22 protein-coding genes are annotated in these 23768 nt (G+C 73.6%); 11 read left to right on the top strand and 11 right to left on the bottom strand.

The window, feature by feature from the left end; genetic code table 11:
- Positions 1-6 precede the first annotated feature (6 nt).
- The 4 genes from C8046_RS00180 to C8046_RS18985 are packed head-to-tail and all read left to right on the top strand — an operon-like array spanning position 7 to position 3483.
- Entirely contained in the window at positions 7-1005 is a 999-nt protein-coding gene (locus tag C8046_RS00180; RefSeq protein ID WP_109227758.1) for an ABC transporter permease, read from the top strand.
- The gene (locus tag C8046_RS00175) at positions 1002-1862 is read left to right on the top strand and encodes an ABC transporter permease (RefSeq protein WP_109227757.1); all 861 of its coding nucleotides are present in this window, start codon (positions 1002-1004) and stop codon (positions 1860-1862) included. Before C8046_RS00180 ends, C8046_RS00175 begins: the two co-directional genes overlap by 4 nt.
- On the top strand, positions 1859-2815 hold the full coding sequence (locus C8046_RS18990) for an oligopeptide/dipeptide ABC transporter ATP-binding protein (RefSeq protein ID WP_146197011.1): 957 nt from the start codon (positions 1859-1861) through the stop codon (positions 2813-2815). The genes C8046_RS00175 and C8046_RS18990 overlap by 4 nt, the downstream gene beginning before the upstream one ends.
- Positions 2740-3483 (top strand): ABC transporter ATP-binding protein, encoded by a 744-nt coding sequence (locus tag C8046_RS18985; protein WP_109227756.1) that lies wholly within the window; start codon positions 2740-2742, stop codon positions 3481-3483. Before C8046_RS18990 ends, C8046_RS18985 begins: the two co-directional genes overlap by 76 nt.
- Here C8046_RS18985 and C8046_RS00160 read toward each other — a convergent pair.
- Positions 3480-4601: a DUF4349 domain-containing protein gene (locus C8046_RS00160; RefSeq protein WP_146197010.1), complete on the bottom strand. Its 1122-nt coding sequence runs from the start codon at positions 4599-4601 to the stop codon at positions 3480-3482. The genes C8046_RS18985 and C8046_RS00160 overlap by 4 nt on opposite strands.
- A gap of 196 nt (positions 4602-4797) precedes the next feature.
- On the opposite strand from C8046_RS00160, the gene C8046_RS00155 reads away from it, so the two are divergent.
- The 6 genes from C8046_RS00155 (at position 4798) to C8046_RS00130 (ending at position 12063) form a co-directional block, all read left to right on the top strand.
- Complete coding sequence (locus C8046_RS00155) at positions 4798-6225, top strand: hypothetical protein (RefSeq protein ID WP_109227754.1); 1428 nt, start codon at positions 4798-4800, stop codon at positions 6223-6225.
- Positions 6225-6602, top strand: a complete 378-nt coding sequence (locus C8046_RS00150; protein ID WP_109227753.1) for a VOC family protein — start codon at positions 6225-6227, stop codon at positions 6600-6602. Before C8046_RS00155 ends, C8046_RS00150 begins: the two co-directional genes overlap by 1 nt.
- Positions 6603-6699: 97 nt before the next feature.
- Positions 6700-7125, top strand: a complete 426-nt coding sequence (locus tag C8046_RS00145) for a VOC family protein (RefSeq protein WP_109227752.1) — start codon at positions 6700-6702, stop codon at positions 7123-7125.
- Between the two features lie 52 nt (positions 7126-7177).
- A complete protein-coding gene (gene rlmC / locus C8046_RS00140; protein WP_109230620.1) occupies positions 7178-8314 on the top strand; it encodes a 23S rRNA (uracil(747)-C(5))-methyltransferase RlmC in 1137 nt (378 codons plus the stop codon).
- Between the two features lie 31 nt (positions 8315-8345).
- Positions 8346-10952 (top strand): DEAD/DEAH box helicase, encoded by a 2607-nt coding sequence (locus C8046_RS00135; RefSeq protein ID WP_199224349.1) that lies wholly within the window; start codon positions 8346-8348, stop codon positions 10950-10952.
- 55 nt (positions 10953-11007) lie between these two features.
- Entirely contained in the window at positions 11008-12063 is a 1056-nt protein-coding gene (locus C8046_RS00130) for a DUF2510 domain-containing protein (protein WP_158277091.1), read from the top strand.
- Positions 12064-12110: 47 nt separating this feature from the next.
- Here C8046_RS00130 and C8046_RS00125 read toward each other — a convergent pair whose 3' ends face one another.
- Together C8046_RS00125 and C8046_RS00120 are read right to left on the bottom strand one after the other, a co-directional pair.
- Entirely contained in the window at positions 12111-12686 is a 576-nt protein-coding gene (locus tag C8046_RS00125; protein WP_109227750.1) for an HhH-GPD-type base excision DNA repair protein, read from the bottom strand.
- A complete protein-coding gene (locus C8046_RS00120) occupies positions 12683-13744 on the bottom strand; it encodes a lipoate--protein ligase family protein (RefSeq protein WP_109227749.1) in 1062 nt (353 codons plus the stop codon). Before C8046_RS00120 ends, C8046_RS00125 begins: the two co-directional genes overlap by 4 nt.
- Before the next feature lie 57 nt (positions 13745-13801).
- Between C8046_RS00120 and C8046_RS00115 the strand changes: the two genes are divergently transcribed.
- On the top strand, positions 13802-14473 hold the full coding sequence (locus C8046_RS00115) for a hypothetical protein (RefSeq protein ID WP_109227748.1): 672 nt from the start codon (positions 13802-13804) through the stop codon (positions 14471-14473).
- A 93-nt stretch (positions 14474-14566) separates the two neighbouring features.
- Here the strand turns inward: C8046_RS00115 and cimA are convergent, their stop codons facing one another.
- From cimA to C8046_RS00075, 8 genes are all read right to left on the bottom strand, one after another.
- Complete coding sequence (gene cimA / locus C8046_RS00110; protein WP_109227747.1) at positions 14567-16177, bottom strand: citramalate synthase; 1611 nt, start codon at positions 16175-16177, stop codon at positions 14567-14569.
- Between the two features lie 289 nt (positions 16178-16466).
- On the bottom strand, positions 16467-17567 hold the full coding sequence (locus tag C8046_RS00105) for a branched-chain amino acid aminotransferase (protein ID WP_109227746.1): 1101 nt from the start codon (positions 17565-17567) through the stop codon (positions 16467-16469).
- 142 nt (positions 17568-17709) lie between these two features.
- Entirely contained in the window at positions 17710-18759 is a 1050-nt protein-coding gene (locus C8046_RS00100) for a 3-isopropylmalate dehydrogenase (protein ID WP_109227745.1), read from the bottom strand.
- Positions 18760-18829: 70 nt separating this feature from the next.
- The gene (locus C8046_RS00095; RefSeq protein WP_109227744.1) at positions 18830-19495 is read right to left on the bottom strand and encodes a hypothetical protein; all 666 of its coding nucleotides are present in this window, start codon (positions 19493-19495) and stop codon (positions 18830-18832) included.
- Positions 19492-20169, bottom strand: coding sequence for an ASCH domain-containing protein (locus tag C8046_RS18980; protein WP_235865998.1), 678 nt, complete (start codon positions 20167-20169; stop codon positions 19492-19494). Before C8046_RS18980 ends, C8046_RS00095 begins: the two co-directional genes overlap by 4 nt.
- A 103-nt stretch (positions 20170-20272) precedes the next feature.
- Positions 20273-21301, bottom strand: a complete 1029-nt coding sequence (gene ilvC / locus C8046_RS00085; RefSeq protein WP_109227743.1) for a ketol-acid reductoisomerase — start codon at positions 21299-21301, stop codon at positions 20273-20275.
- 76 nt (positions 21302-21377) lie between these two features.
- Positions 21378-21902, bottom strand: coding sequence for an acetolactate synthase small subunit (gene ilvN, locus C8046_RS00080; protein WP_109227742.1), 525 nt, complete (start codon positions 21900-21902; stop codon positions 21378-21380).
- 5 nt (positions 21903-21907) lie between these two features.
- A partial coding sequence (locus C8046_RS00075) for an acetolactate synthase large subunit (RefSeq protein ID WP_268921344.1) occupies positions 21908-23768 on the bottom strand: 1861 nt, incomplete at its 5' end.

Here is a 23768-nt window from a genome sequence, read left to right as displayed (position 1 = left end):
CGCCTCGTGGCCGTGCTCCGCTTCGCCCTGGGCGCGCTCGGTCGCGCCCTGCTGGTGGTGTGGGTCACGGCCACGGTCGTCTTCCTCTCCCTGCGGGCCGGCGGGCGCGATCCGCTCGAGGCGATCCTCGGCGGCCCCGGCTCGCAGGCGGGTCCGGACGCCGTCGCGGCCGCCGTCGCCGAGTACGGCCTCGACCAGCCGCTCGTGCTGCAGTACCTCGACCAGCTGCGCCGCGTGGCCACGCTCGACCTCGGCACGTCGTTCTCGCGCCGCGTCCCCGTGGCCGACCTGCTCCGCGACTCCCTCCCCACGACGGCCGTGCTCGCGACGGCGGCGCTGGTGCTCGCCTGGCTGCTCGCCCTGGCGGTGGCGCTGGTCGCCGTCCACGCGCGCGGGCCGGTCGGACGGATCGTCGCCGCCGCGCTCCGGGGGCTCGAGGTCGTCGCCACCGTGACGCCGCACTTCTGGCTCGGCGCGATGCTCATCGCCGTCGTCGCGGCCGGGCTCGGCTGGCTGCCCGCGACGAGCACCCCCGGCTCGCTGCCTGGTCTCGTGCTGCCGACGATCACCCTGGCGGTCCCGCTCGCGGGCTTCCTCGGCCAGCTGATGCGGGACGGCCTCGAAGAGGCCGGGGCCGCGCCGTTCGCGACGTCGTCGCGCGCCCGAGGCGCCTCGCCCGCCCGCGTGTTCGCCAGGCACACGCTGCGGCACGCGAGCCTCCCGGTCGTGGCGCTGTCGGGCTGGGCGTTCGGGTCGCTCCTGTCCGGCGCCGTGGTCGTGGAGCTGCTCTTCGGCCGGCCCGGCCTCGGCCGCCTGCTGGTGGACGCGACGCTCGTGGGCGACGTGCCCGTGGTGATCGGCGCCGTCGCGGCCGTCGCGGTGCTGTACGTCGTCATCGTCACGGCCACCGACGCGCTCGAGAAGGTGCTGGACCCCCGCACGCGGCGGGCGGGCGGGCGCTCCGCGCCGTCGCCGGCCGCCCCCGAACCGGTGGCGCTCTCGTGAGCGCGGCCGACGCGTCGGTCCGGGCGTCCGACGCCGTGCGGACCCGGCTCACGACGGCGGCGCGTCGCCTCGGCGTCCCGGGCGCGGTGGCGCTCGTGGTCGTCGCCCTGGTGCTGCTCGCCGTCGTCGCACCCTCGCTCGTCGCCCCGGGGAGCCCGGCCGCGATCGACCCGGGGCGCGCCATGCAGCCGCCGGGCTGGGGCACCTGGTTCGGCACCGACGAGTCGGGTCGCGACGTGTGGACCCGCGTGGTGCACGGCGCCTCGTCCTCGCTCGGGGTCGGCCTCGCCGCGACGGCGATCGGCACCGGCCTCGCGCTCGTCCTCGGGTTCGCGGCGGGGCTCGGGCCGCGCTGGCTGGACGCCGGGGTCTCGCGCATCATCGAGGTCCTCTACGCGCTGCCGACGATGGTGCTCGCGCTCCTGCTCGTCGCCGTGCAGGGCCCGGGGGTGGCGGCCTCGGTCCTCGCCGTCGGGCTCGCGACCGCCCCCGGGTACGCCCGGATCCTGCGCGCGCGGGCGCGCTCCGTCGCCGACTCCGGCTACGTGGCCGCCGCGCGGCTCGAGGGGCGCGGCGGCGCCTGGGTGCTGCGTCGCCACATCCTGCCGAACGCGCTGTGGCCGCTGGTCGCCGTCGTCACGCTCGGGATCGGGCAGGCCGTGGTGTGGGTGGCCGCGCTGAGCTTCCTCGGGCTGGGGGCCAGGCCGCCGTCCTCGGAGTGGGGCGCGATGCTCAACGCCGGCCGGGTCTACCTGACCTCGTCGTGGTGGCTCACGGTCTGCCCCGGGCTGGCGATCACGGTGACGGCGGCCGCGCTGACCGTGCTCGGGCGACGATTCGGGCGGGTGGCGGCGTGACGGCGACGACGGGCGGGGCTCCCGTCCTGGCGATCGAGGACCTGGAGGTCGGCTTCGTGCGCGGTGCCACCGCCGTCGCCGTGCTGCACGGCGTCTCGCTGACGATCGCCCCCGGCGAGTGCGTCGCCGTCGTCGGCGAGTCCGGGGCGGGCAAGTCGGTGCTCTCGCGCGCCGTCCTCGGCCTGGCGGGCGAGGGCGGGTCGACGGCGACCGTCCGCGCGCAGCGGTTCGACGTCGCGGGCCACGACGTCCGCGGGTACGGCCAGCGCCGGTGGCGACGCCTGCGCGGGAGCCGGGTCGGGCTCGTGCTGCAGGACGCCCTCGGCTCGCTCGACCCGCTGCGGACCGTGGGCGCGGAGGTCGGCGAGACGCTGGCCGCCCGCGCGGGCGGCGCACGCACGGGACGGGCCGGGCGTCGCGCGGCCGTCGAGCAGGCGCTCGCCGACGCCGGGCTCGACCTCCCCGCGGTGCGGGCCGCCCAGCGCTCCGGCGACCTCTCCGGCGGCATGCGTCAGCGGGCGCTCATCGCCTCCGCGATCATCGGCTCCCCCGACCTGCTCGTCCTGGACGAGCCGACCACCGCGCTGGACGCGACCGTGGCGGCGGGCGTGCTGGCGCTGCTGGGCCGGCTCCGCGACGGGGGCACCGCGATGCTGCTGGTCAGCCACGACCTGCGCGCCGTCGCACGCGTGGCCGACCGCGTCGTCGTGCTCGAGAACGGGCGCGTGGTCGAGGAGGGTCCGACGGCGCAGGTGCTGCAGGCCCCGGCCCATCCGTACACGCAGCGGCTGGTCGCCGCGGTGCCGCGCGGGGCGAAGCCCGGCGGCGGTGGTGCGGCTGAGGGGCTGCAGGGGGTGAGGGTGCGGGGTCGACGCCGGTGCTCGCCGCCACCGGGCTGCGCCGCAGCTACCCGCTGCCGCGCGGCGGCGAGGTCGTCGCCGTCGACGACGTGAGCCTCACGCTCGCGCGCGGCCGCGCCCTCGGGATCGTGGGTGAGTCGGGCTCGGGCAAGACCACGCTGGCCCGGCTCCTGCTGGCGGCCGAGCGGCCCGACGCCGGCGCGGTGCTGCTGGACGGCGAGCCGTGGAGCGCGCCGGACGAGCGCGCCCGTCGACCGCGACGCCGGCTCGTGCGGCTCGTGCCGCAGGACCCGCTCGCGAGTGCGGACCCCCGCCTCGCCGTCGAGGCGCTGCTGCGCGACTCGGCGAGCAGCGCCGGGCGGCCCGCCCGTCGCGACGCCCTGGTCGAGCTGCTGGCCCAGGTCCGACTCGGACCGGAGATCCTCGGCCGCCGACCGCGCACGCTCTCGGGCGGGCAGCGTCAGCGCGTCGCGATCGCCCGGGCGCTCGCGGCCGAGCCGGAGCTGCTCGTGTGCGACGAGCCCGTCTCCGCCCTCGACGTCACCGTGCAGGCGGGCATCCTCGACCTGCTGCGCGACCTGCAGACCCGGCGCGGGCTGTCGCTCGTGCTCATCTCCCACGACCTCGCCGTCGTGCGGCAGGTGTGCGACGACGTCGTCGTGATGCGGGAGGGCCGCGTCGTCGAGCAGGGGCCCGTGGAGACGGTGTGGGCGCGACCCGCCCACCCGTTCACGCGGGCCCTGCTCGACGCCGGCCGCTAGGGTCGCTCGGCCGTGGGGTCGGTCGGCGGGTCGGTCGGCGGGTCGGTCGGCGTCTCGACCTCGGTGTCGTCGGGCTTCTCCCGCGCACCGGCGTCGGGCTCGGGGTCCCTCGCGGGATCCGCGACGACGGTCGCCCCCGCGGGGGCCGACCGGGTGGCCTGCGGCGCGGGGTAGGCCGGGGTCGTCAGCCAGTCCGGCACCGGGGCGGTCCGCGCGGCGGCGGGGGCGGTGGGTGCGGGGGCGGTCGGTGCGGACTTCTCAGGTCGACGAGCGAGCCGGCGACGACGCAGCACCAGAACGAGGGCGCCCACCAGCCCGAGGATCACGAGCCACGGGAGCAGCGTCCCGACCACGACGGCCGCCACGGTGAAGAAGGACACGACGCTGTCCCACCCGCTCGCCAGGCCGCCCGTGAAACCCGGCGAGCGCGTCACCGGGATCTCCTCCGGGACGGTCAGCTCGATCGTGATGGTGGACAGCGCGACCTGGTCGCCGAGCAGGTCGCGCTCGGTCCGCAGCTGCTCGAGCTCGGACTGCCGCTGCGTCAGCACCCCCTCGGCCTCGATCAGCTCGGCGTTGGTCGTGGCGCTCGCGAGCAGGTTCTCGAGCCGCTCGACCGACAGCTCCTTCGCGCGGATGCGGGCGTCGAGGTCGACGACGGTGCCGGTGACGTCCTGCGCGCTGATCTCGCTCCTGAGCGTCTCGCCCACGTCGTCGAGCTGGCCGAGCACGGCCGTGAGGTCGTCGGAGGGGATGCGGGCGACGAGCGAGGCGAACGGGTGCCTGTCCTCCCGCTCGGCGACGATCGAGCGGGAGTCGATGCGGCCGTCCGAGGCCTCGACGATCGCGACGACCTCGTCGGCGCCGGTGACCGGATCCTCGACCGAGAGCTGGACCCAGCCGGTCGAGATCACCTGGCGGTCGACCGTGGAGCCCGCGCCGTCGGCGCTGCCCGCCGCGCCGCTCCCGCGACCGGACTCCTCCGCGGCGGAGTCGGCGCCGGCGGCGGACTCGGCCACGCCCGGCTGACCCGCATCGCTCGCGCTCCCTCCGCCCGAGCAGCCGGCCAGCATCGCTGCCCCGAGTCCGAGAGCGATCAGGGTTCGGGTCCGCATCATGGTCGTCTCCGTCACGTCGAGAGGTCGGGCGTGCACGCCCAGGATGTCCCGTCTGTGTGCCGTGCGGGGGCGGATCGTGCAGCCGTGACCGGATCGACGCCGAGTCGTTGCGTCGTCGTGACCCGGAGGCAGCGCACGACGAGGCCCCGACCGGCTGCCCGACCGACTCCCCGACCCGCCGACCTAGACTCACGACATGGCATCGCTCTTCTGGGGACGGACCCGCAAGAACCAGCAGCAGGACGAGCTCGACTCTCAGGACGCCGTGCTCGCGCAGCGCGCCGGCCGCGCCCTCGTCGAGGCCGACGAACGGCTCCGCCTGACCACCGACGAGCTGGGGTTCGCCGTCGCCGAGCTGGGCGAGGCCGCGACGGCCGACCTGCGCGACGCCGTCGAGAGTGTCCGCACCCACCTCGGCGAGGCCTTCCGCCTCCACCAGCTCAACACGGACCACATCCCCGACACCCCGGAGGAGCTGCGCGAGCGCAACGCCCGCATCGTCCAGCTCGCCGACTGGGCGCAGGACCTCCTCGACGCCCGGACGGCCGACCTCGAGCGCGCCGTGAGCAAGGTCCGCGAGGCGCCGGCCGTCGTGGAGAACGTGCGCTCCGAGGCCACCCGCATCCGCGGCCAGGTGCCGCACGCGCACGAGACGGTGACCCGCCTGGGCGAGCGCTACTCCTCGGGCGCCGTGCGCCAGGTGGCCGACAACGCCGCCGAGGCCGAGCAGCTCATCTCCTTCGCCGAGCACAGCCTCGACGTCGCGGCCCGGCGTCGTGACTCCGGCAACAACGCCGCCGCCACCGTCGCCCTCGAGGCCGCCACCGAGGGCATCCGGCGCTCGGCCACGCTGCTCGAGGCCGTGGAGACCTTCGAGATCGAGGCGCTCCGGGCCGAGTCGACGCTCGCCGCCGTCGTCGCCGACTCGCGCGGCGACCTGATCGCCGTCCGCGACGTCCCCGCCACCCCCGACGTGACGCGCGCCGCCGCGGAGCTCGAGGCCGCGCTCGCCGCGCTCCCGGCGGCCGGGACGCCGAGCGACCCGTTCGGCAACCTGTCGCGGCTGCGCGAGGCCAACACGGCCCTCGACCGCGCCGTCGACGTCGCCCGCGAGCGCGCCGCCCGTCCCGTCCCCGGCCGCGACCAGCTCGCGCACGCGATCGACGACGCCGAGCGCCAGCTGGCCGTCGCGCGCGACGTCATCGCCGGTCACCGCGGCTACATCGGTGCCGACGCCCGGACGCGCCTCGCCGAGGCCGAGCGCACGCTCACCGACGTCCACCGCTGCGGCAGCGACGACGACTCCCGCGAGCAGGCCTTCGGTCTCGCCCGGCGGTCGGCCACCCTCGCGGCGCAGGCCCTCGACCTGGCCCGCCAGGACATCGACGGCGGACGCGACCAGGGTTGGGGCGACGACGGCTGGGACGACGGTCGGGGCGACCGGGACCGTCGCGGCGGCTACGGCCGCGGCGCGGCGGGTCTGGGCGGCCTGGGCGCGCTCGGTGGTCTGGCCGGCGGTCGTGGCCGCGGTCGCGGCGGCGATCTCGGAGGCCTCGGCGGCCTCGCGGGCGGTCTGCTCGGCGGCATGGTCCTGGGCGAGGTCTTCGACGACCTCTTCGACTGATGATCAGCCTCGGCCGCGTCGTCGTCCTGGTCGGCGACCTCGACGAGGCGCTGGATTTCTACTCCGGCGGCCTCGGTTTCCCCGTCCTCCTCGACGCCCGGATCAGCGAGGACTTCCGCGCGCTCCACGTCGGCACCGGCACCGTCGGCGACCCGGGCATCTGGCTGCTGGACTCCACGGGGGACCGCGTCGGCTCGCAGACCGGCACCGACCCCACCCTGGTGCTCTACTCCGACGATCTCGACGACGACCTGCTCCACCTCGACCGCCGGTTCGGCGTCCGCCCGTTCCACGGTCCCGACGGCGAGCCCGGCGCCCGGTTCGCGCACCTGCGCGACCCGTGGGGCACCGAGATCGTCATCGCCGAGAAGCCCTGACCGAGCACTCCTCGCGGCCGAGCCGCACCCCCCGATGAGTTCCTGTCGGTGGCCGGGTCTACCGTGCACCCACCACCACCGACCCAGGGAGCACCTCGTGAGCATCAACGTCAACCCGTACCTGCAGTTCCGCGACACCGCACGCGCCGCCATGGAGTTCTACGTCGACGTGTTCGGCGGCGAGGCGACCTTCTCCACGTTCGGCGATTTCGGCATGGCGCAGGACCCGGCCGAGGCGGAGAAGATCATGCACAGCCAGCTGGTCATCGACGGCACGGCGTGGCTGATGGCCGCCGACAGCCCCGCGAGCATGCCGCTGCCCGAGGCCTCCTCGGTCGCCGTCGCGCTGTTCGGCGGCCCCGAGGACGAGGCCGTCATGCGCCAGCAGTGGGCGAAGCTCACCGACGGCGGCCGGATCACCGAGGACCTCGTGATGGCGCCCTGGGGCGACCACTTCGGGATGACCTTCGACAGGTTCGGCACCTACTGGATGGTCAACATCGCCGGGACCCCGCAGGAGTGACGACCTGACCGGCCTCGCGGCGGTGCGCACCGCACGGTGGGATGATCTCACCGTGCGGTGCGACTACCTGGAGCGGGACCTGTGCCGTTCGTGCACCCTGCTGCACCTGAGGTATCCGGACCAGATCGCCCGCAAGGAGCGCGCCGTCCGTGACGTGCTCGGGCTGCCCGAGGACGTCTGGCTGCCACCCGTCACCAGCCGGCAGGACCGCTTCCGCAACAAGGCCAAGCTCGTCGTCGGAGGCACCGCGGCCGCCCCCGTGCTCGGGATCCAGACGATCGACGGCGCCCCTGGCCAGGTCACCGACCTCACCGCGTGCCCGCTCCACCTCGAGACGATCGAGGCCTCCCTCCCCGCGCTCGCGCGGTTCGTCACGACGGCGTCGCTCACCCCCTACGACATCGCCGCCCGCTCCGGCGAGCTGAAGTACCTGCTCGTCACCGCCAGTCCCGACGGCGAGCTCCTGATCCGCCTCGTCCTGCGTTCGCGCGAGGCCGAGACGAGGATCCGCAAGCACCTGCCCGGGCTGCTGGCGGACCTGCCGCACGCCGCCGTCGTCAGCCTCAACCTCCAGCCGCAGCACGCCGCCGTGCTCGAGGGCCCCGAGGAGATCGTGCTGCACGGCGAGACGCTCACGATGCGCGTCAACGACCTGCCCCTGCACCTGCGGCCCCGGTCGTTCTTCCAGACGAGCACCGACGTCGCCGCGGCCCTGTACCGGCAGGCGACGGCGTGGATCGCCGAGCTCGGCCCGCGCACCCTGTGGGACCTGTACTGCGGCGTCGGCGGGTTCGCCCTGCACGCCGCCCGGGCCGTGCCGGGTCTGGAGGTGCTCGGGATCGAGGTGTCGACCGAGGCGGTCGCGAGCGCCGGGCGCACCGCCGCCGACCTCGGCCTCCCGCGCGCGAGGTTCATGGCGCAGGACGCCGGGGCCGTCGCGCTCGGTGACCCGTCGCAGGCCCCCGACGTCGTCGTCGTGAACCCGCCGCGCCGCGGCATCGGCGCCCCGCTGGCGCAGTGGTTGGAGACCTCGAGCGCCGCGCACGTCGTCTACTCCTCGTGCAACGCCGCCAGCCTCGCGCGCGACCTCGCCGCGATGCCGTCGCTGCGCGTCGAGCGCGCCCAGCTGCTCGACATGTTCCCGAACACGGACCACTACGAGGTGCTCACGCTCCTCGCCCGACGCTGAGCGGCGGCGGGCCAGCGGGTAGGTTCGGGTGGTGCCCCACCCCACCACCACCTCCCTCAGCCCCGCCCACCCGCTGGCGCTGGCCGCAGGGACGTCGCCGGACGACGCCTACGGGGCGTTCGAGGCCTATGCCGCCACCCGCGGGCTGACCCTCTACCCGCACCAGGAGGAGGCCGCGCTGGCGATCCTCGGGGGCGAGCACGTCGTGCTGGCCACCCCGACCGGCAGCGGCAAGAGCCTCGTGGCGATCGCGGCCCACGCCGCCGCCCTGGCCCGAGGTGCCCGGACGTTCTACACCGCGCCCGTGAAGGCGCTCGTGAGCGAGAAGTTCTTCGACCTCGCCGCCGTCTTCGGCGCCGCGAACGTCGGCATGGTCACCGGCGACGTCGCGATCAACCCCGGCGCCCCGATCATCTGCTGCACGGCCGAGATCCTCTCCGCGCAGACCCTGCGGGGCCAGCTGGGAGCCACGCCCGCGAGCACCGAGAACGACGCCGACCTCGTCGTCGTCGCCGACGAGTTCCACTTCTACGCCGACCCGCAGCGCGGCGCCGCCTGGCAGATCCCGCTGCTCGACCTGCCGGGCGCCCAGTTCGTGCTGCTGTCGGCCACGCTCGGCGACATGAGCGCGATCACCACCGACCTCACGCGCCGCACGGGCCGCGAGAGCCAGCTCATCACGAACACCGAGCGGCCGGTCCCCCTGACCTTCAGCTACTCCCTCGAGCCGCTGACCGAGGTCATCACCGAGCTCCTCACCACGCACCGCGCCCCGGTCTACGTCGTCCACTTCACCCAGGCGGCCGCCCTCGAGCGCGCTCAGGCCCTCACGTCGGTCCCCGTCACCACCAAGCCGCAGCGCGAGGCGATCGCGCAGGCGCTGGCGGGCGAGCGGTTCGCCGGCGGTTTCGGCACCACCCTGTCCCGCCTCCTGCGCCTCGGGATCGGCGTCCACCACGCCGGGATGCTTCCCCGCTACCGCCGCCTGGTGGAGCGCCTGGTCCAGGCCGGCCACCTGCGCGTCGTGTGCGGGACCGACACGCTCGGGGTCGGCGTCAACATGCCGATCCGCACCGTCGTCTTCACCGGCCTGACGAAGTACGACGGCGTGCGGCAGCGCCACCTCAGCGCCCGGGAGTTCCACCAGATCGCCGGCCGGGCCGGCCGCGCCGGGTTCGACACGATGGGCGACGTGGTCGTGCAGGCGCCCGAGCACGTCGTCGAGAACGCCAAGGCCCTGGCCAAGGCGGGCGACGACGAGCGCAAGCGCCGCAAGATCGTCCGGAAGAAGGCCCCCGAGGGCCAGGTGAACTGGACCGACAAGACGTTCGAGCGGCTGCGGGACAGCGAGCCCGAGGCACTGACGTCGCAGTTCCACGTCACGCACGCCATGGTGCTCGGCATCCTCGCGCGCCCCGGCGACCCGGTGCAGCGGCTCACCGACCTCGTGCTCGGCAGCCACGAGCCCGACCGGCCCGCCGACCCCCACCTGCGCCGCGCCGTCGGGATCTACCGCTCGCTGCGCTCGGCCGGCCTGGTCCAGCACACCCCGCGGCAGTACGTGCGCGAGGGCGAGCCCACGGTGACGCTCGAGGCCGACATGCCCGACGACTTCGCGCTGAACTCCCCGCTCTCCCCCTTCGCCCTGGCGTCGCTGGAGCTGCTCGACCCCGAGAAGGAGCCGTTCGCGCTCGCGCTCGACGTCGTCTCCGTCATCGAGGCCACGACGCCGGGTCCGCGCCCCGTCCTGATGGCCCAGCAGCACGCCTCCCGCGGCGAGGCCATCGGTCAGATGAAGGCCGACGGGCTCGAGTACGAGGAGCGGATGGAGCTGCTCGAGGAGATCACCTACCCGCAGCCGCTCGCGGAGCTCCTCGAGGGGGCGATGGCCATCTACGCGAAGGCCAACCCGTGGGTCACCGACTCGGAGATCCAGCCCAAGTCGGTCGTGCGCGAGATGATCGAGACCGGCATGACGTTCTCCGAGCTCGTCTCCCGCTACCAGGTCGCCCGCAGCGAGGGCGTGGTGCTGCGCTACCTCACCGACGTCTACCGCTCGATGCGCCAGATCATCCCCGCCGAGCGCCGCAGCAGCGAGGTCGAGGACGTCGTGACCTGGCTCGGCGAGGTCGTCCGCCAGGTCGACTCCTCGCTGCTGAGCGAGTGGGAGGCCCTGGCCGGCGCCGAGACCGATGCCGCCGACGGCCTCACCGACGACGAGGTGGCCGCCGCCGAGCGCCGCTTCGGCGACTCCGAGGCGCCGCCGCCGTTCACCGCGAACGAACGCGCGCTGCGCACCGCCGTCCGCGGCGCCGCGTTCCGCCGCGTCGAGCTCCTGGCACGGGATCGCTACGCGGACCTCGGGGCGCTCGACGGCGACGACGGCTGGGACCCGCAGCGGTGGGCCGACGCCATCGCTCCGTACTGGCAGGAGTACGACGAGATCGCCACGGACGGCGCGGCCCGCTCCGCCTCGCTGCTGCTCGTCGAGCCCGAGGGCCGGACGTGGCACGTCACGCAGATCCTCGACGACCCGGCCGGCGACCACGACTGGCGCCTGCAGCTCGACGTCGACCTCGACGCCTGCGACGCCGCGAGCGAGGTCGTCGTGCGGATCGTCTCGCTCGGGCCCGCGTGAGGCGTCACCGGCCCCGGCTTCCCGTCCCGGCCGCCGGGTGCGCGAGACTAGACCCGTGCTGACCAAAGAGCCGGGCTGGTACCCCGATCCGCAGGGTGTGCCCCAGGTGCGGTTCTGGGACGGCGACACCTGGACCGACTACACCCAGCCGTTCGCGCCGCTCGAGACCGCGTCCCACGGTCCGACGACCGCGCTGGCCGACTACCCCTACCTCGCGGACGCCAACCTGCGCGCCTCCGACGGCCCCCGCACCGTCAGCACCTGGACCCCCGCCCCCGTGCTGGTCCCGCCGACCTCCCGGGCGCCGGGGCGACGTCGCAGCGGCCTCGTCTGGTGGCTGGTGGGCGGCGGCGCCCTCGTCGTCACCATCCTCGTGGTCGCCCTCGGCGCCCTGGGCACGGGCGACGGCGACGCTCCGGTCGGGGCCGACCCGTCGCCGTCGAGCACCACCACGATCGATCCGATCGCCGTCGACGTCGAGGCGCGGGGCACCGTCCCGGCCGACGGTGAGCTGCGCAGCACGCTCGAGGTCACCACCGACGGCGCCTACCTCGTGGTGGCGACGTCGGACGAGGACGTCAAGCTCACCCTCACCCCGGCCGGGGGCACCGACCCCCTGCCCCTGCCCGACGACCGCGGCACCGTCCTGGCGGACCACCTCGGCGGCACCTGGAGCGATCCGGGTTACTACCTCCACCTGACGGCCGGCACCTACGACGTCGTCGTCACCGAGCACGACGCGCTCCAGACGGAGGTGACGGTGCTCGTCGAGCCAGCGACCGTCGTGGAGCTGCCGCTGGGGGTGGCGACCGACGTGACCGTGGCGGACTACCTCCCGACCGTCGTCTCGGTGCCCGTGGACGCCGCGGGCACGCTCCTGGTCGACGCGCGCGCCGCCGACCCCGACGCGCAGGACGGGCAGCTGACGTACGACGCCGGCGGCCGCATCACGAGCGTCGACGATCGCGGCCCGACCCTGGCCGGCACCACGGGGGGCGCGGAGTACGACCCGCTGGCGGAGGTGCCGGTCGAGCCCGGCTACGCCTTCGTCGTCCTGGAGGACCTGTTCGGGGCCTCGGGCACGTTCTCCGTCACCGTCACGCTGGGCTGACCGTCACGCCGGGCCGACGACCACGTCGGGCCGACGTCGAGGGCGGATCAGCCCTCGGCCGCGGCGGCCTTCGCCGCCGCCTTCTTCTGCTGCTTGAAGTCGCGCACCTTGAGCAGCGACTCGCCGTCCACGACGTCGGCCACCGACCGGTAGCCCTCCAGCGCGTAGTCCCCCGCGGCCGCCTCCCAGCCCTCGGGTCGGACGCCGAGCTGCTTGGCCAGCAGCGCCACGAAGATCTGCGCCTTCTGCTTCCCGAAGCCCGGCAGCTCCTGGACACGCGTCAGCAGATCCTTGCCCGAGGTCGCCTCGGTCCACAGCCGGGTGACGTCGCCGTCGTAGCGCTCGACGACCAGCGCCGCGAGCTCCTGCAGGCGGGCCGCCATCGAGCCGGGGAAGCGGTGGATCGCCGGCGGCGTGGAGCACAGCTCCTTGAACGCCTCCGGGTCGGCGCTCGCGATCGCGGCCGGCTCGAGCGTGCCGAACCGGCTGCGCACCTTCCACCCGCCGCGGAACGCGTGCTCCATGCCGTACTGCTGGTCGAGCATCATGCCGACGACGACCGCGAAGGGGTCGGCGTCGAGGACGGCGTCGGCCTCGGCCAGGCCTGCGATGTGGAAGCTCATGGGACCCGATTCAACCACTCGGGCGTGGCGAACTTCTCCCGCACGAGGCGCTCGGCCTCGGCCCGCTCGGCGTCGGTGATCTCGCCCGGCACGGTCGTGTAGCGGCTCGCGAAGTGGGCGATGAACGCGTCGATGATCTCCTCGCGGGGCAGCCCGGTCTGGCGGCGCAACGGGTCCACGCGCTTGTTGGCGCTGCGGGTGCCCTTGTCCGACAGCTTCTCGCGGCCGATGCGCAGCACGTCCAGCATCGCGTCGGCGTCGATGTCGTAGCTCATCGTCACGTGGTGGAGCACGGCGCCGGAGGCGTAGCGCTTCTGCGCCGCGCCGGCGATCTTGCCGTCCGGGGAGGTGATGTCGTTGAGCGGGACGTAGCTGGCCCGGATGCCGAGGTCGCGCAGCGCCCCGAGCACCCAGTCGTCGAGGAACGCGTAGCTCTGCTCGAAGCTCAGGCCGTCCACCAGCGAGGCCGGGACGTAGAGCGAGTAGGTGATGGTGTTGCCCGGCTGGATGAACATCGCGCCGCCGCCCGAGACGCGGCGCGTGATCGTCACGCCCTGGCGCTGCGCGCCGTCGGGGTCGATCTCGTTGCGCATCGACTGGAACGACCCGATCACGACCGTCGTGCGCTCCCACTCCCAGAACCGCAGCGTGGGTCCGCGCGTACCGGCGCCGACGGACTGGGCCAGCACCTCGTCGAGCGCCATCTGGACGAACGGCTCCTCGGCGCGGCCCCGGATGATCTCGAACGTGTGGTCGCCCCAGCTCGAGGAGTGCCCGAGCGCGCGCCGGACGGCGATCGCGACCGATTCGGGCGAGAAGCCGACCATCGCGACGTCGTCCCCGACCGCACCGGCGACCGCGGCGGCCATCGAGGCCACCGACGACGACGCCGGGAGGCCGACGAGGGAGGCGTTGATGACGTCGAGCGCGTCGTCGGGCTCGAGGAAGAAGTCGCCGGAGACGGCGACGCTCGCCAGCGTCGCGCCGTCGCCCTCGCCGTCGAGGTCGACGTCCGCCACGACGAGCTTGCCACCGGGAACCTTGTACTCACCGTGCATGCGTCCATCCTCCCACCGCGGGGCCCGCCGGTGGCCCCGCGGTGGGAGGATGGACGCATGGCCTGGTTCCGTTGGCGCAAGAACACCCGTGACGCAGAGACCGACGAGGAGACCCTCGCGCCGCCGGCGGCGACGACGGGGACCGCGCCGACGCCGGTCGTCGAGCCCGAGCCGACGCCCGCCGTCGAGCCGACGCCTGTTGTCGAGCCGGAGCCTGCCGTCGAGCCGGAGCCCGCGTTCGAGCCGGACCCCGTCGTGGAGCCCGAGCCGGCGTTCGAGCCTGACCCGATCCTCGAGCCCGACCCCGCGTCCGACCCCGACCCGCTCGACGTCCCCGAGCCGGCGCTCGAGCCGCTCGGGGCCTCCGGCACGCTCCAGGTGGCGGCGGAGGTCGTCCCCTCCGACGGCCCCGCACCCGTGCTGGCGTGGAACGCGGGCCTGCGCGGCGTCGTCGTGCGCATCGTCCACACGTCGCCGTCGGCCGAGGGCAGCGCGGCCGACCTGCGCGCCGCGCTGGAGAACGGCCTCGCCGCCGCCGTCGGGGAGCACTCCCCCGCGCCCGCCGACGCCGACCCCGAGTACCCGATCGTCCTCAACGTGACGATCGCCGAGGAGACGGTCGACGCCGAGGTGTCCGAGACGCTCGCCTCGGCCCGCAAGCAGCTCGCCCGACGCGCCACGCGCGTCCGCCTCGTGATCGACCAGGCACCCCTCGCCGAGATCGTCTGAGGCCTCGGCACCGGACCGGGCCCCGCACCACCGCTCCCCCGGGAACGCCGACGGGCGGCGGCCTCAGCCACCGCCCGTCGAGACATTCCTGCGTCAGCGCGTCTCGACGCCCTGCCGCACGAGCCCGTAGACGAGGGCGTCCACGAGCGCCTCGTACGACGCCTCGAGGATGTTGGGCCCGACGCCGACCGTGCTCCAGACCTCGGAGCCGTCCGTCGTCTGGATGAGCACGCGCGTGACCGCGTCCGTCCCGTGCGAGGTGTCGAGCAGGCGGACGCGGAAGTCGATGAGCTCGAACGTCTCGATCTCCGGGTAGACGCCCACGAGCGCCTCGCGCAGCGCGTGGTCGAGGGCGTTGACGGGACCGTTGCCCTCGCCGGTCTGGACGACGCGCGCCCCGCCGGCGTGCAGCTTCACGGTCGCCTCGCACTCGCCGTCGCCGCCGGTGCGCTCGGAGTAGTTCACCGACGCGCGCCAGCTCTCCATCCGGAAGTAGCCGGGGCGCGAGCCGTCGATCTCCTCGCGCAGCATGAGCGCGAAGGAGGCATCGGCGGCGTCGAACGTGTACCCGGCGGCCTCGGCGTTCTTGACCCGGTCGACGACGCGGGTGAGCAGCTCGGGCTGCCCCGCCAGGTCGAAGCCGAGCTCGCGACCCTTGAGCTCGATCGAGGCCCGGCCGGCCATGTCGGAGACGAGCATGCGCATGTCGTTGCCGACGGCCGTCGGGTCGATGTGCTGGTACATGTCGGGGTCGACCTTGATGGCGCTGGCGTGCAGCCCCGCCTTGTGGGCGAACGCGCTCGCACCGATGTACGGCTGGCGGCCGTAGGGCGGGATGTTGGTGACCTCGCTGATCGCGTGCGCGATGCGCGTGGACTCGGCCAGCGCGCCGGGCGCCAGGCAGACGGCACCGAGCTTGAGCTCGAGGTTGGCGACGACGGCGACGAGGTCGGCGTTGCCGGTCCGCTCGCCGTAGCCGTTCACGGTGCCCTGGACGTGCCGCGCCCCGGCCGCGACGGCGGCGACGGAGTTGGCCACGGCGCAGCCGGAGTCGTTGTGGGCGTGGATGCCGAGAGTGCCGTCGGTACGGCCGCGGACCTCTTCGACGACGGCGTGCACCCAGTCGGGCAGCATGCCGCCGTTGGTGTCGCACAGGACGACGTCGGAGGCGCCGGCCTCGAAGGCCGCGGTGACCGCGCGCAGGGCGTAGTCGCGGTCGTACCGGAAGCCGTCGAAGAAGTGCTCGGCGTCGAGGATCACGCGGCGGCCGGCGTCGCGCAGGTAGCGGACGGTGTCGGTGATCATGGCGAGGTTCTCCTCGCCCGTCGTGCGCAGAGCGCGCTCGACGTGCCGGATGTCGCTCTTGGCGACCAGCGTGACGATGGGAGCCTCGGAGTCGAGCAGCCCGCGCACCTGCACGTCGTCGTGGGCGCGGCCGCCGGCCTTGCGGGTCGAGCCGAACGCCGCGATCTGCGCCCGCGGGAGCTCGAGCTCCTTCTCGATCCGCCCGAAGAACTCGGTGTCCTTGGGGATCGCTCCGGGCCAGCCGCCCTCGATGACCGCGACGCCGAGCTCGTCCAGGAGGGGCGCGATCGCCAGCTTGTCGGCGACCGTGAGGTTCATGCCCTCCTGCTGCGCGCCGTCGCGCAGGGTCGTGTCGTAGATCTCGACGGTCACGCCGTCGAGCGCGTGGGGCGTCGTCATTGCATGCCTGCTTTCACCGTGCGAAGCGGGATCGACGTCGCCGGCCTGGGTGGTGCCGGTGGCCCTGTCGATCCCTGTGGTTGCCCGTCCGCCGTGCCCGAGGAGGCTGAGGGTTGCTCACCCGGACACACAAAAGCCTCCCGAGGGTGCGGGAGGCGGCGCGTCCGGGAGGGCCGGACGCGCTAGGTAATGAGGAGGGCGGGGTGTGCCACGCAGCGAGTATGCCACAGCGGCCCACCCCGCCCCGATCCGTCCGCGTCGCCGGGGCGGGCCGGCGACGCCGAACGGCTCAGACGAGGCGCGTCAGCCAGCCGTGCGTGTCCTCGCGCGTGCCGTACTGGATGCCGGTGAGCGTGGCGTGCACGTCGCGCGTGACCTGTCCGGCCTCGCCGTCGCCGACCGTGACGTCGAAGTCGGTCCCGGCCAGGCGGCCGATCGGGGTGACGACGGCGGCCGTGCCGCACGCGAAGATCTCCGTCACCTCGCCGGAGCGCACGCCGTCGACCAGCTCGGCCAGCGGGATGTCGCGCTCGGTGACCGTCCGCCCGTCCTCCGCCAGCAGCGTGAGGATCGACGAGCGCGTGACGCCCTCGAGGATCGAGCCGGTCAGGCGCGGCGTGCTGGCGGAGCCGTCGGCGTGGATGACGACGACGTTCATGCCGCCCAGCTCCTCGATGTTCTCGCCCGAGGGGTCGAGGAACAGGATCTGGTCGAACCCGCGGGCGGCGGCGTCGGCCTGCGGCAGCAGGCTGGCGGCGTAGTTGCCGCCGCACTTGGCCGCTCCCGTGCCGCCGGGGGCGGCGCGGGTGTAGTCCTCGCTGACCCAGATGTGCACGGGCGTGATGCCGCGGGCGAAGTACGGGCCCACGGGCGAGGCGATGACGAGGTAGTCCACGCGCTGCGCCGCCCGCACGCCGAGGAACGCCTCAGAGGCGAACATGAACGGGCGCAGGTAGAGCGAGGAACCCGGCGTCGTCGGGACCCACTCGACGTCGGTGTGCACGAGCTGGCGCACCGAGTCGAGGAAGTCCTCCTCGCTCAGCTGCGGCAGCGCGAGGCGCTCGGCGCTGCGGGCGAACCGGCGCGCGTTGGCCTCGGGCCGGAAGGACCACACGGAGCCGTCGGGGTGCGCGTAGGCCTTGAGGCCCTCGAACACCTCCTGGGCGTAGTGCAGCACGGCGGAAGCCGGGTCGAGCTGCAGCGGTCCGTACGCCTCGATGCGACGGTGGTGCCAGCCCTCCTGGTTGGTCCAGGTGGCGTGCGCCATGTGGTCGGTGAAGACGGTGCCGAACTTCAGGTCGGCCAGGACCTCCGCGCGCTCGGTGACGGTGCGCGGGTTCGAGGACGGTCGGATCTCGTACGAGGTGGACGAAGCGGTCGGGGTGGTCACGGAAAGCCTCCAGGGTGGTTGCGGGAACGAACCTACGCCAGAAATCGCCGGCGGGAGCCGCCGCTGGGTGCCCGGCTGCGACGACGCCCCTCGGTGCGACCGAGGTCGCTCCGAGGGGCGCCGGCACGGGCGCGGTGGCGGCTCAGCCGGCTACTCGTGCGGCGAGGGCGTCGCCGATCTCGCTGGTGGTCCGGACGGCGGGGTTCCCGACGCGGGAGGCGATGTCCTCCTCGACGGCGCGCTGGATGCGGCTCGCCTGCTCGGTCAGGCCGAGGTGCTCGAGCATGAGGGCCACCGACAGCACGGTCGCCGTCGGGTCGGCCTTCTGCTGGCCGGCGATGTCCGGTGCCGAGCCGTGCACGGGCTCGAACATCGACGGGAACGCCCCGGTGGGGTTGATGTTCCCGGACGCGGCCAGGCCGATGCCGCCGGTGATCGCCGCGGCGAGGTCGGTGAGGATGTCGCCGAACAGGTTGTCGGTGACGATCACGTCGAAGCGCGCCGGGTCGTTGACGAGGTAGATCGTGGCAGCGTCGACGTGGCAGTAGTCGACCGTGACGTCGGGGAACTCGGCGGCCACGGCCTCGACCTGACGGCGCCACAGGTGGCCGGCGTGGACAAGGACGTTGTGCTTGTGCACGAGGGTCAGCTTCTTGCGCGGGCGCGCCTGGGCGCGGGCGAACGCGTCCCGCACGACGCGCTCGACGCCGTACGCGGTGTTGACCGAGACCTCGTTGGCGACCTCGGCCGGGGTGCCGACGCGGATCGCGCCACCGTTGCCGACGTAGGGACCCTCGGTGCCCTCGCGCACGACGACGAAGTCGACGTCACCCGGGTTCGCCAGCGGCGTCGGGACGCCCGGGTAGAGCACGGACGGGCGCAGGTTGACGTAGTGGTCGAAAGCGAAGCGCAGCTTCAGCAGCAGCCCGCGCTCGAGCACGCCGCTCGGGACGCCGGGGTCACCGATGGCGCCGAGCAGGATCGCCTCGTGCTTCGCGATCGCGGCGAGGTCCTCCTCCGTGAGTGTCTCCCCCGTCGCGTGCCAGCGCTTCGCGCCGAGCTCGTACGGCGTGGTGGCCACGGTGACGTCGGAGCCGGTGAGGACGGCGTCGAGCACCTTCAGGCCCTCGGCCACCACCTCGGGACCGATGCCGTCACCGGCGATCACTGCAAGATCAAGCGTGCGAGTCATGCCGTCGATGCTAGCGCGGTCCCACCTGCTGAAACCAGGTGTCTTACGCCTCGAACACCTTCGGGGCTCCTCAGAGCACGTCGGTGAGCGACAGCGCCCCGAGGAAGGTCGAGAGCAGGTAGCACCCCAGCGAGCTCCAGACGACCGTGATCACGCGAGCCCACGTGTCGGTCACCCGGGGCGGCAGGAACCAGCGCAGGTGGGGCAGCCGGTCGAGGTGCTCGAGCGCGTCGCCGGGGAGCTGGACGACCTTCCACAGCGCGGTCAGGCGCGGGATCAGGCGTGCTCCCCCGCCCTGGGCGACCGCCCGGAGCTTGTCGAGGATCGCCAGACCGCCGTTGACGTGCGCGGCGAAGCCGGCGAGCTCGGCGGTGAGGGCCTCCGGTGCGCGCGCGGCACGGAGCGTGGCCGCCCGGGAGCGTCCGAGCAGGACGACCGGGACCAGCGCGAGCAGCCCGACGACGATCCCGACCGGACGCGGCCAGCCCTGCCAGCTCGCCGCCAGGGCGATCAGCAGGACGGGTCCGGCCGCGCCGAGGACCAGCACGACCAGCGAGGGCCACCGCAACCACCCGACGGCGCGGGCGAGCGGCGGGATGATCTGCCCGGCGGTGGCCGTCAGCGCGGCCAGGTGCGCCTGCGCCAGCAGCGGCGTCGGCGCGTCGCGCACCTCCGGCGTCGGCGTCACCACGGGCGTGTCCTGCCAGCGCGGGACGTCAGGCAGGTCGGAGGTCATGGCCGGGGGTCCAGCAGCTCGAAGCGCTCGGTGACGATCTCGGTGGCGGGGTCGAGGGCGTCGACGCCCAGCACCCGGCGCCAGTAGGTCTCGTGCTGCTCGCGCCAGGAGCCCAGGCTCAGGTCGTCCTCGCCCTCGGCGCGGGCGAACGCCTCGTCGACCTCGTCGAAGCGCACGGTCGCCACGGAGGTGGTCCGCACGAGGGCCCGCGGGTGACCCGCGCCGTCGAGGATGATCGAGAGCTCCCCCTCGCGCGGCAGCGGCTCCTCGCCGAACTCGACCAGCGCCGTCGACGTGCCCGTCTTGCGGCCTGACAGGACGTGGCCGAGCAGCTCGTCGGCGAGGCGGGGGTTGTCGCCGAAGGACCACGCCGGCGGGGCCACCGCGGTCGACAGGTCGGTGCCCATGTAGACGGCGAGCCGGCCGATACGGGCCTTGGCGCGCACCGCCTCCCAGTAGAGCTGGATCTCCTCGCCCTGACCCTCGGGCTCGAAGGTGAGCTCGGGGTCGTCCGACTCCGACGTCGGCTCCTCGGGCTCGGGCGCGTAGGCCGCGGCGACGACGGGGTCGGGCGAGCTGGCGCCGTCGACCGCCTCGTCGACGGGGATCACCGGGTCCGTGGCGGTCTCCGGCAGCGGGGTCTCGGGCGTGGTGTCGTCCTTGTGCTCGCTCATCACCCCATTCAACCAGCGCCGACGACGAACGCCCCGCCCCGGAGGTCCGGGGCGGGGCGTTCGCGGCGATCAGTGGTGGTGCGTGATCAGCGGTGGTGCGTGATCAGCGACCGACCTGACCGTCGACGTAGTCGCTGTCGGCGCTCTTCTGCCACGCGAACATCTTGCGGAGCTCGCGACCGGTGGTCTCGATCGGGTGCGCCTCGCCCTTGGCGCGCAGCGCCGTGAACTCGGGGGCGCCGGCGTCCTGGTCCTCGATGAAGCGCTTCGCGAACGCGCCGGACTGGATGTCCGCGAGGACGGCCTTCATGTTGTCCTTCACCTCCGGGGAGATGACGCGCGGGCCGGAGACGTAGTCGCCGTACTCGGCGGTGTCGGAGATGCTCCAGCGCTGCTTGGCGATGCCGCCCTCCCACATCAGGTCCACGATGAGCTTGAGCTCGTGCAGGACCTCGAAGTAGGCGATCTCCGGCTGGTAGCCGGCCTCGGTGAGGACCTCGAAGCCGTACTGGACGAGCTGCGACGTGCCACCGCACAGGACGGCCTGCTCGCCGAAGAGGTCCGTCTCGGTCTCCTCGGTGAAGGTCGTCTTGATGACGCCGGCGCGCGTGCCGCCGATGGCCTTGGCGTAGGACAGCGCGGTCTCCCAGGCGGAACCGGTGGCGTCGACCTCGACGGCGACGATGTCCGGGATGCCGCGGCCGGCGACGAACTCGCGGCGCACGGTGTGGCCGGGGGCCTTCGGGGCGATGAGGACGATGTCGACGCCCTCGGGCGCCTCGATGTAGCCGAAGCGGATGTTGAAGCCGTGCGCGAAGGCGAGCGTCTTGCCCGGCGCGAGGTTCGGCTTGACGTGGTCGTTGAAGATCCCGCGCTGGTGCTGGTCCGGCGCCAGGATCATGACGACGTCGGCCCACGCGGTCGCGTCGGCGACCGACTTGACCTCGAACCCGTCCTCGGACGCCTTCGCGGCCGACTTCGAGCCGTCCTTCAGCGCGATGACGACCTCGACGCCGGAGTCACGGAGGTTCTGCGCGTGCGCGTGCCCCTGGGAGCCGTAACCGATGACGGCGACCTTCTTGGCAGCGATGACGGACAGGTCGGCGTCGTCGTCGTAGAACAGCTCAGCCACGATGGGAATCTCCTTGTGTGCGTGGGTGGGGGTGAGGGTGCAGGCGCGGGCCTGGCGGCCCGCACGGTCGTGCGGGTCAGGCGGACCGGGCCACCCGGTCGAGGGCGCGCTCGGTCATGGAGCGACCACCGCGGCCGATGGCGACGGTACCCGACTGGACGATCTCGCGGATGCCGTACGGCCCGAGGGCCGTGAGCAGGGCGCCGAGCTTCTCGGGCCCGCCCGTGGCCTCGATCGTCACGGCCTCCGGGGAGACGTCGACGACGTGGGCGCGGAACAGGTCGACGACCTGGAGCACCGCGGTGCGCGAGGCGTCGTCGGCCTTGACCTTGACGAGCAGGAGCTCGCGCTGTACGGAGGCCTTCTCCTCGAGCTCGACGATCTTGATGACGTTGATCAGCTTGTTGAGCTGCTTGGTCACCTGCTCCAGGGGCAGCTCGGCGACGTCGACGACCACGGTGATCCGCGAGACGTCGTCGTGCTCCGTGGGGCCCACGGCGAGCGAGTGGATGTTGAACGCGCGACGGGCGAACAGCGCGGCGACGCGGGTCAGCACGCCGGGCTTGTTCTCCACCAGGACGGACAGTGTGTGGCGGCTCATGGTGCTCATTCCTCCCGGTCCCAGCTCGGGGTGATGTCCCGGGCGTACTGGATCGCGTCGTTGCTAACGCCGGCGGCGACCATCGGCCACACCTGGGCGTCGCGGCTGACGACGAAGTCGACGACGACGGGCACGTCGTCGATCTCGTTCGCCTTGCGGATCGTCTCGTCCACGTCCTTGGCGTTCTCGCAGCGCAGCCCGATGCAGCCGTAGGCCTCGGCGAGCTTGACGAAGTCGGGGATGCGGCGCGAGGAGTGGCCGGTGTTCAGCTCGGTGTTGGAGTAGCGGCCCTCGTAGAACAGGGTCTGCCACTGCCGCACCATGCCGAGCGAGGAGTTGTTGATGACGGCGACCTTGATGCCGATGCCCTCGATCGCGCAGGTGGCGAGCTCCTGGTTGGTCATCTGGAAGCAGCCGTCGCCGTCGATCGCCCAGACGTTGCGGTCCGGCTCGCCGACCTTGGCCCCCATGGCGGCGGGGATCGCATAGCCCATCGTCCCGAGACCGCCCGAGTTGATCCACGACTGCGAGCGCTCGTACTTGATGAACTGCGCGGCCCACATCTGGTGCTGGCCGACGCCGGCCACGTAGGTCGCCTCCGGCCCGCTGATCTCGCCGAGGCGGGAGATCACGTGCTGCGGGGCGAGCAGACCGTCCTCGGTCGGCGTCCACCCCAGCGGGTACGTCTCGCGCAGCTTGTCGAGCTGGGCCCACCAGGCCTCGAGGTCCGGCAGACCGTGCTGCGCGTGCTCGTTGGCCAGCTCGATCGCCAGGTCGGTGATGACCTCGAGCATGTCGCCGACGATCGGCACGTCCGCGCGGCGGTTCTTGGAGATCTCCGCGGGGTCGATGTCGGCGTGCACCACGGTGGCCAGCGGCGCGAACGTCGACAGCAGGCCGGTGACGCGGTCGTCGAACCGAGCACCGAGCGCGACGACGAGGTCGGCCCGCTGCAGCGACGCCACCGCGGGGACCGTGCCGTGCATGCCAGGCATGCCGAGGTTCTGCGGGTGGGAGTCGGGCAGGGCACCGCGGGCCATCAGCGTCGTGACGACGGGTGCGCCCGAGATGTCGGTGAGCTTGCGCAGGGCCTCGCTGGCCCCGGCGCGCACCACGCCGCCGCCGACGTACAGCACGGGGCGACGCGCCGTCGCGAGCAGCCGGGCGGCCTCGCGCACCTGCTTGAGGTGCGGCTTCGTCGTCGGGTGGTAGCCGGGCAGGTCGAGCTCGACCGGCCACCGGAAGATCGTGTCGGCCTGCTGCGCGCTCTTGGCGATGTCCACGAGCACCGGACCGGGGCGCCCGGTGCTGGCGATGTGGAAGGCCTCGGCGATGCGGGCCGGGATCTCGTCCGGGTTCGTCACCAGGAACGAGTGCTTGGTCACCGGCATCGTGATGCCGACGATGTCGGCCTCCTGGAAGGCGTCCGTGCCGATGAGGGAGGCGCCGACCTGGCCCGTGATCGCGACCATCGGGATCGAGTCCATGTTGGCGTCGGCCAGCGGCGTGACGAGGTTGGTCGCCCCCGGGCCGGAGGTCGCCATGCAGACCCCGACGCGACCGGTGGCGTGCGCGTAGCCCGACGCGGCGTGGCCGGCGCCCTGCTCGTGGCGCACGAGGATGTGACGGAGCTTCTCGGAGTCCAGCAGCGGGTCGTAGGTCGGGAGGATCGTGCCCCCGGGCAGACCGAAGATGACCTCGGTGCCGGCGGCCTCGAGCGAGCGGACGATGCTCTGCGCACCGGTCATGCGCTCGCCCTGCGAGACGGGCGAGGGTCCAGGCGTCGGCGCGAGCCGCGGACGGCTCGGCGTCGGCGTCCGTGGGGACGGGGCGGGGCCGCGGGACGGGACCGAGCTGGAACTCCTG

It is taken from the genome of Serinibacter arcticus, from assembly GCF_003121705.1.
Classification (GTDB): domain Bacteria; phylum Actinomycetota; class Actinomycetes; order Actinomycetales; family Beutenbergiaceae; genus Litorihabitans.
This window is presented reverse-complemented; position numbering and strand designations above follow the sequence as displayed.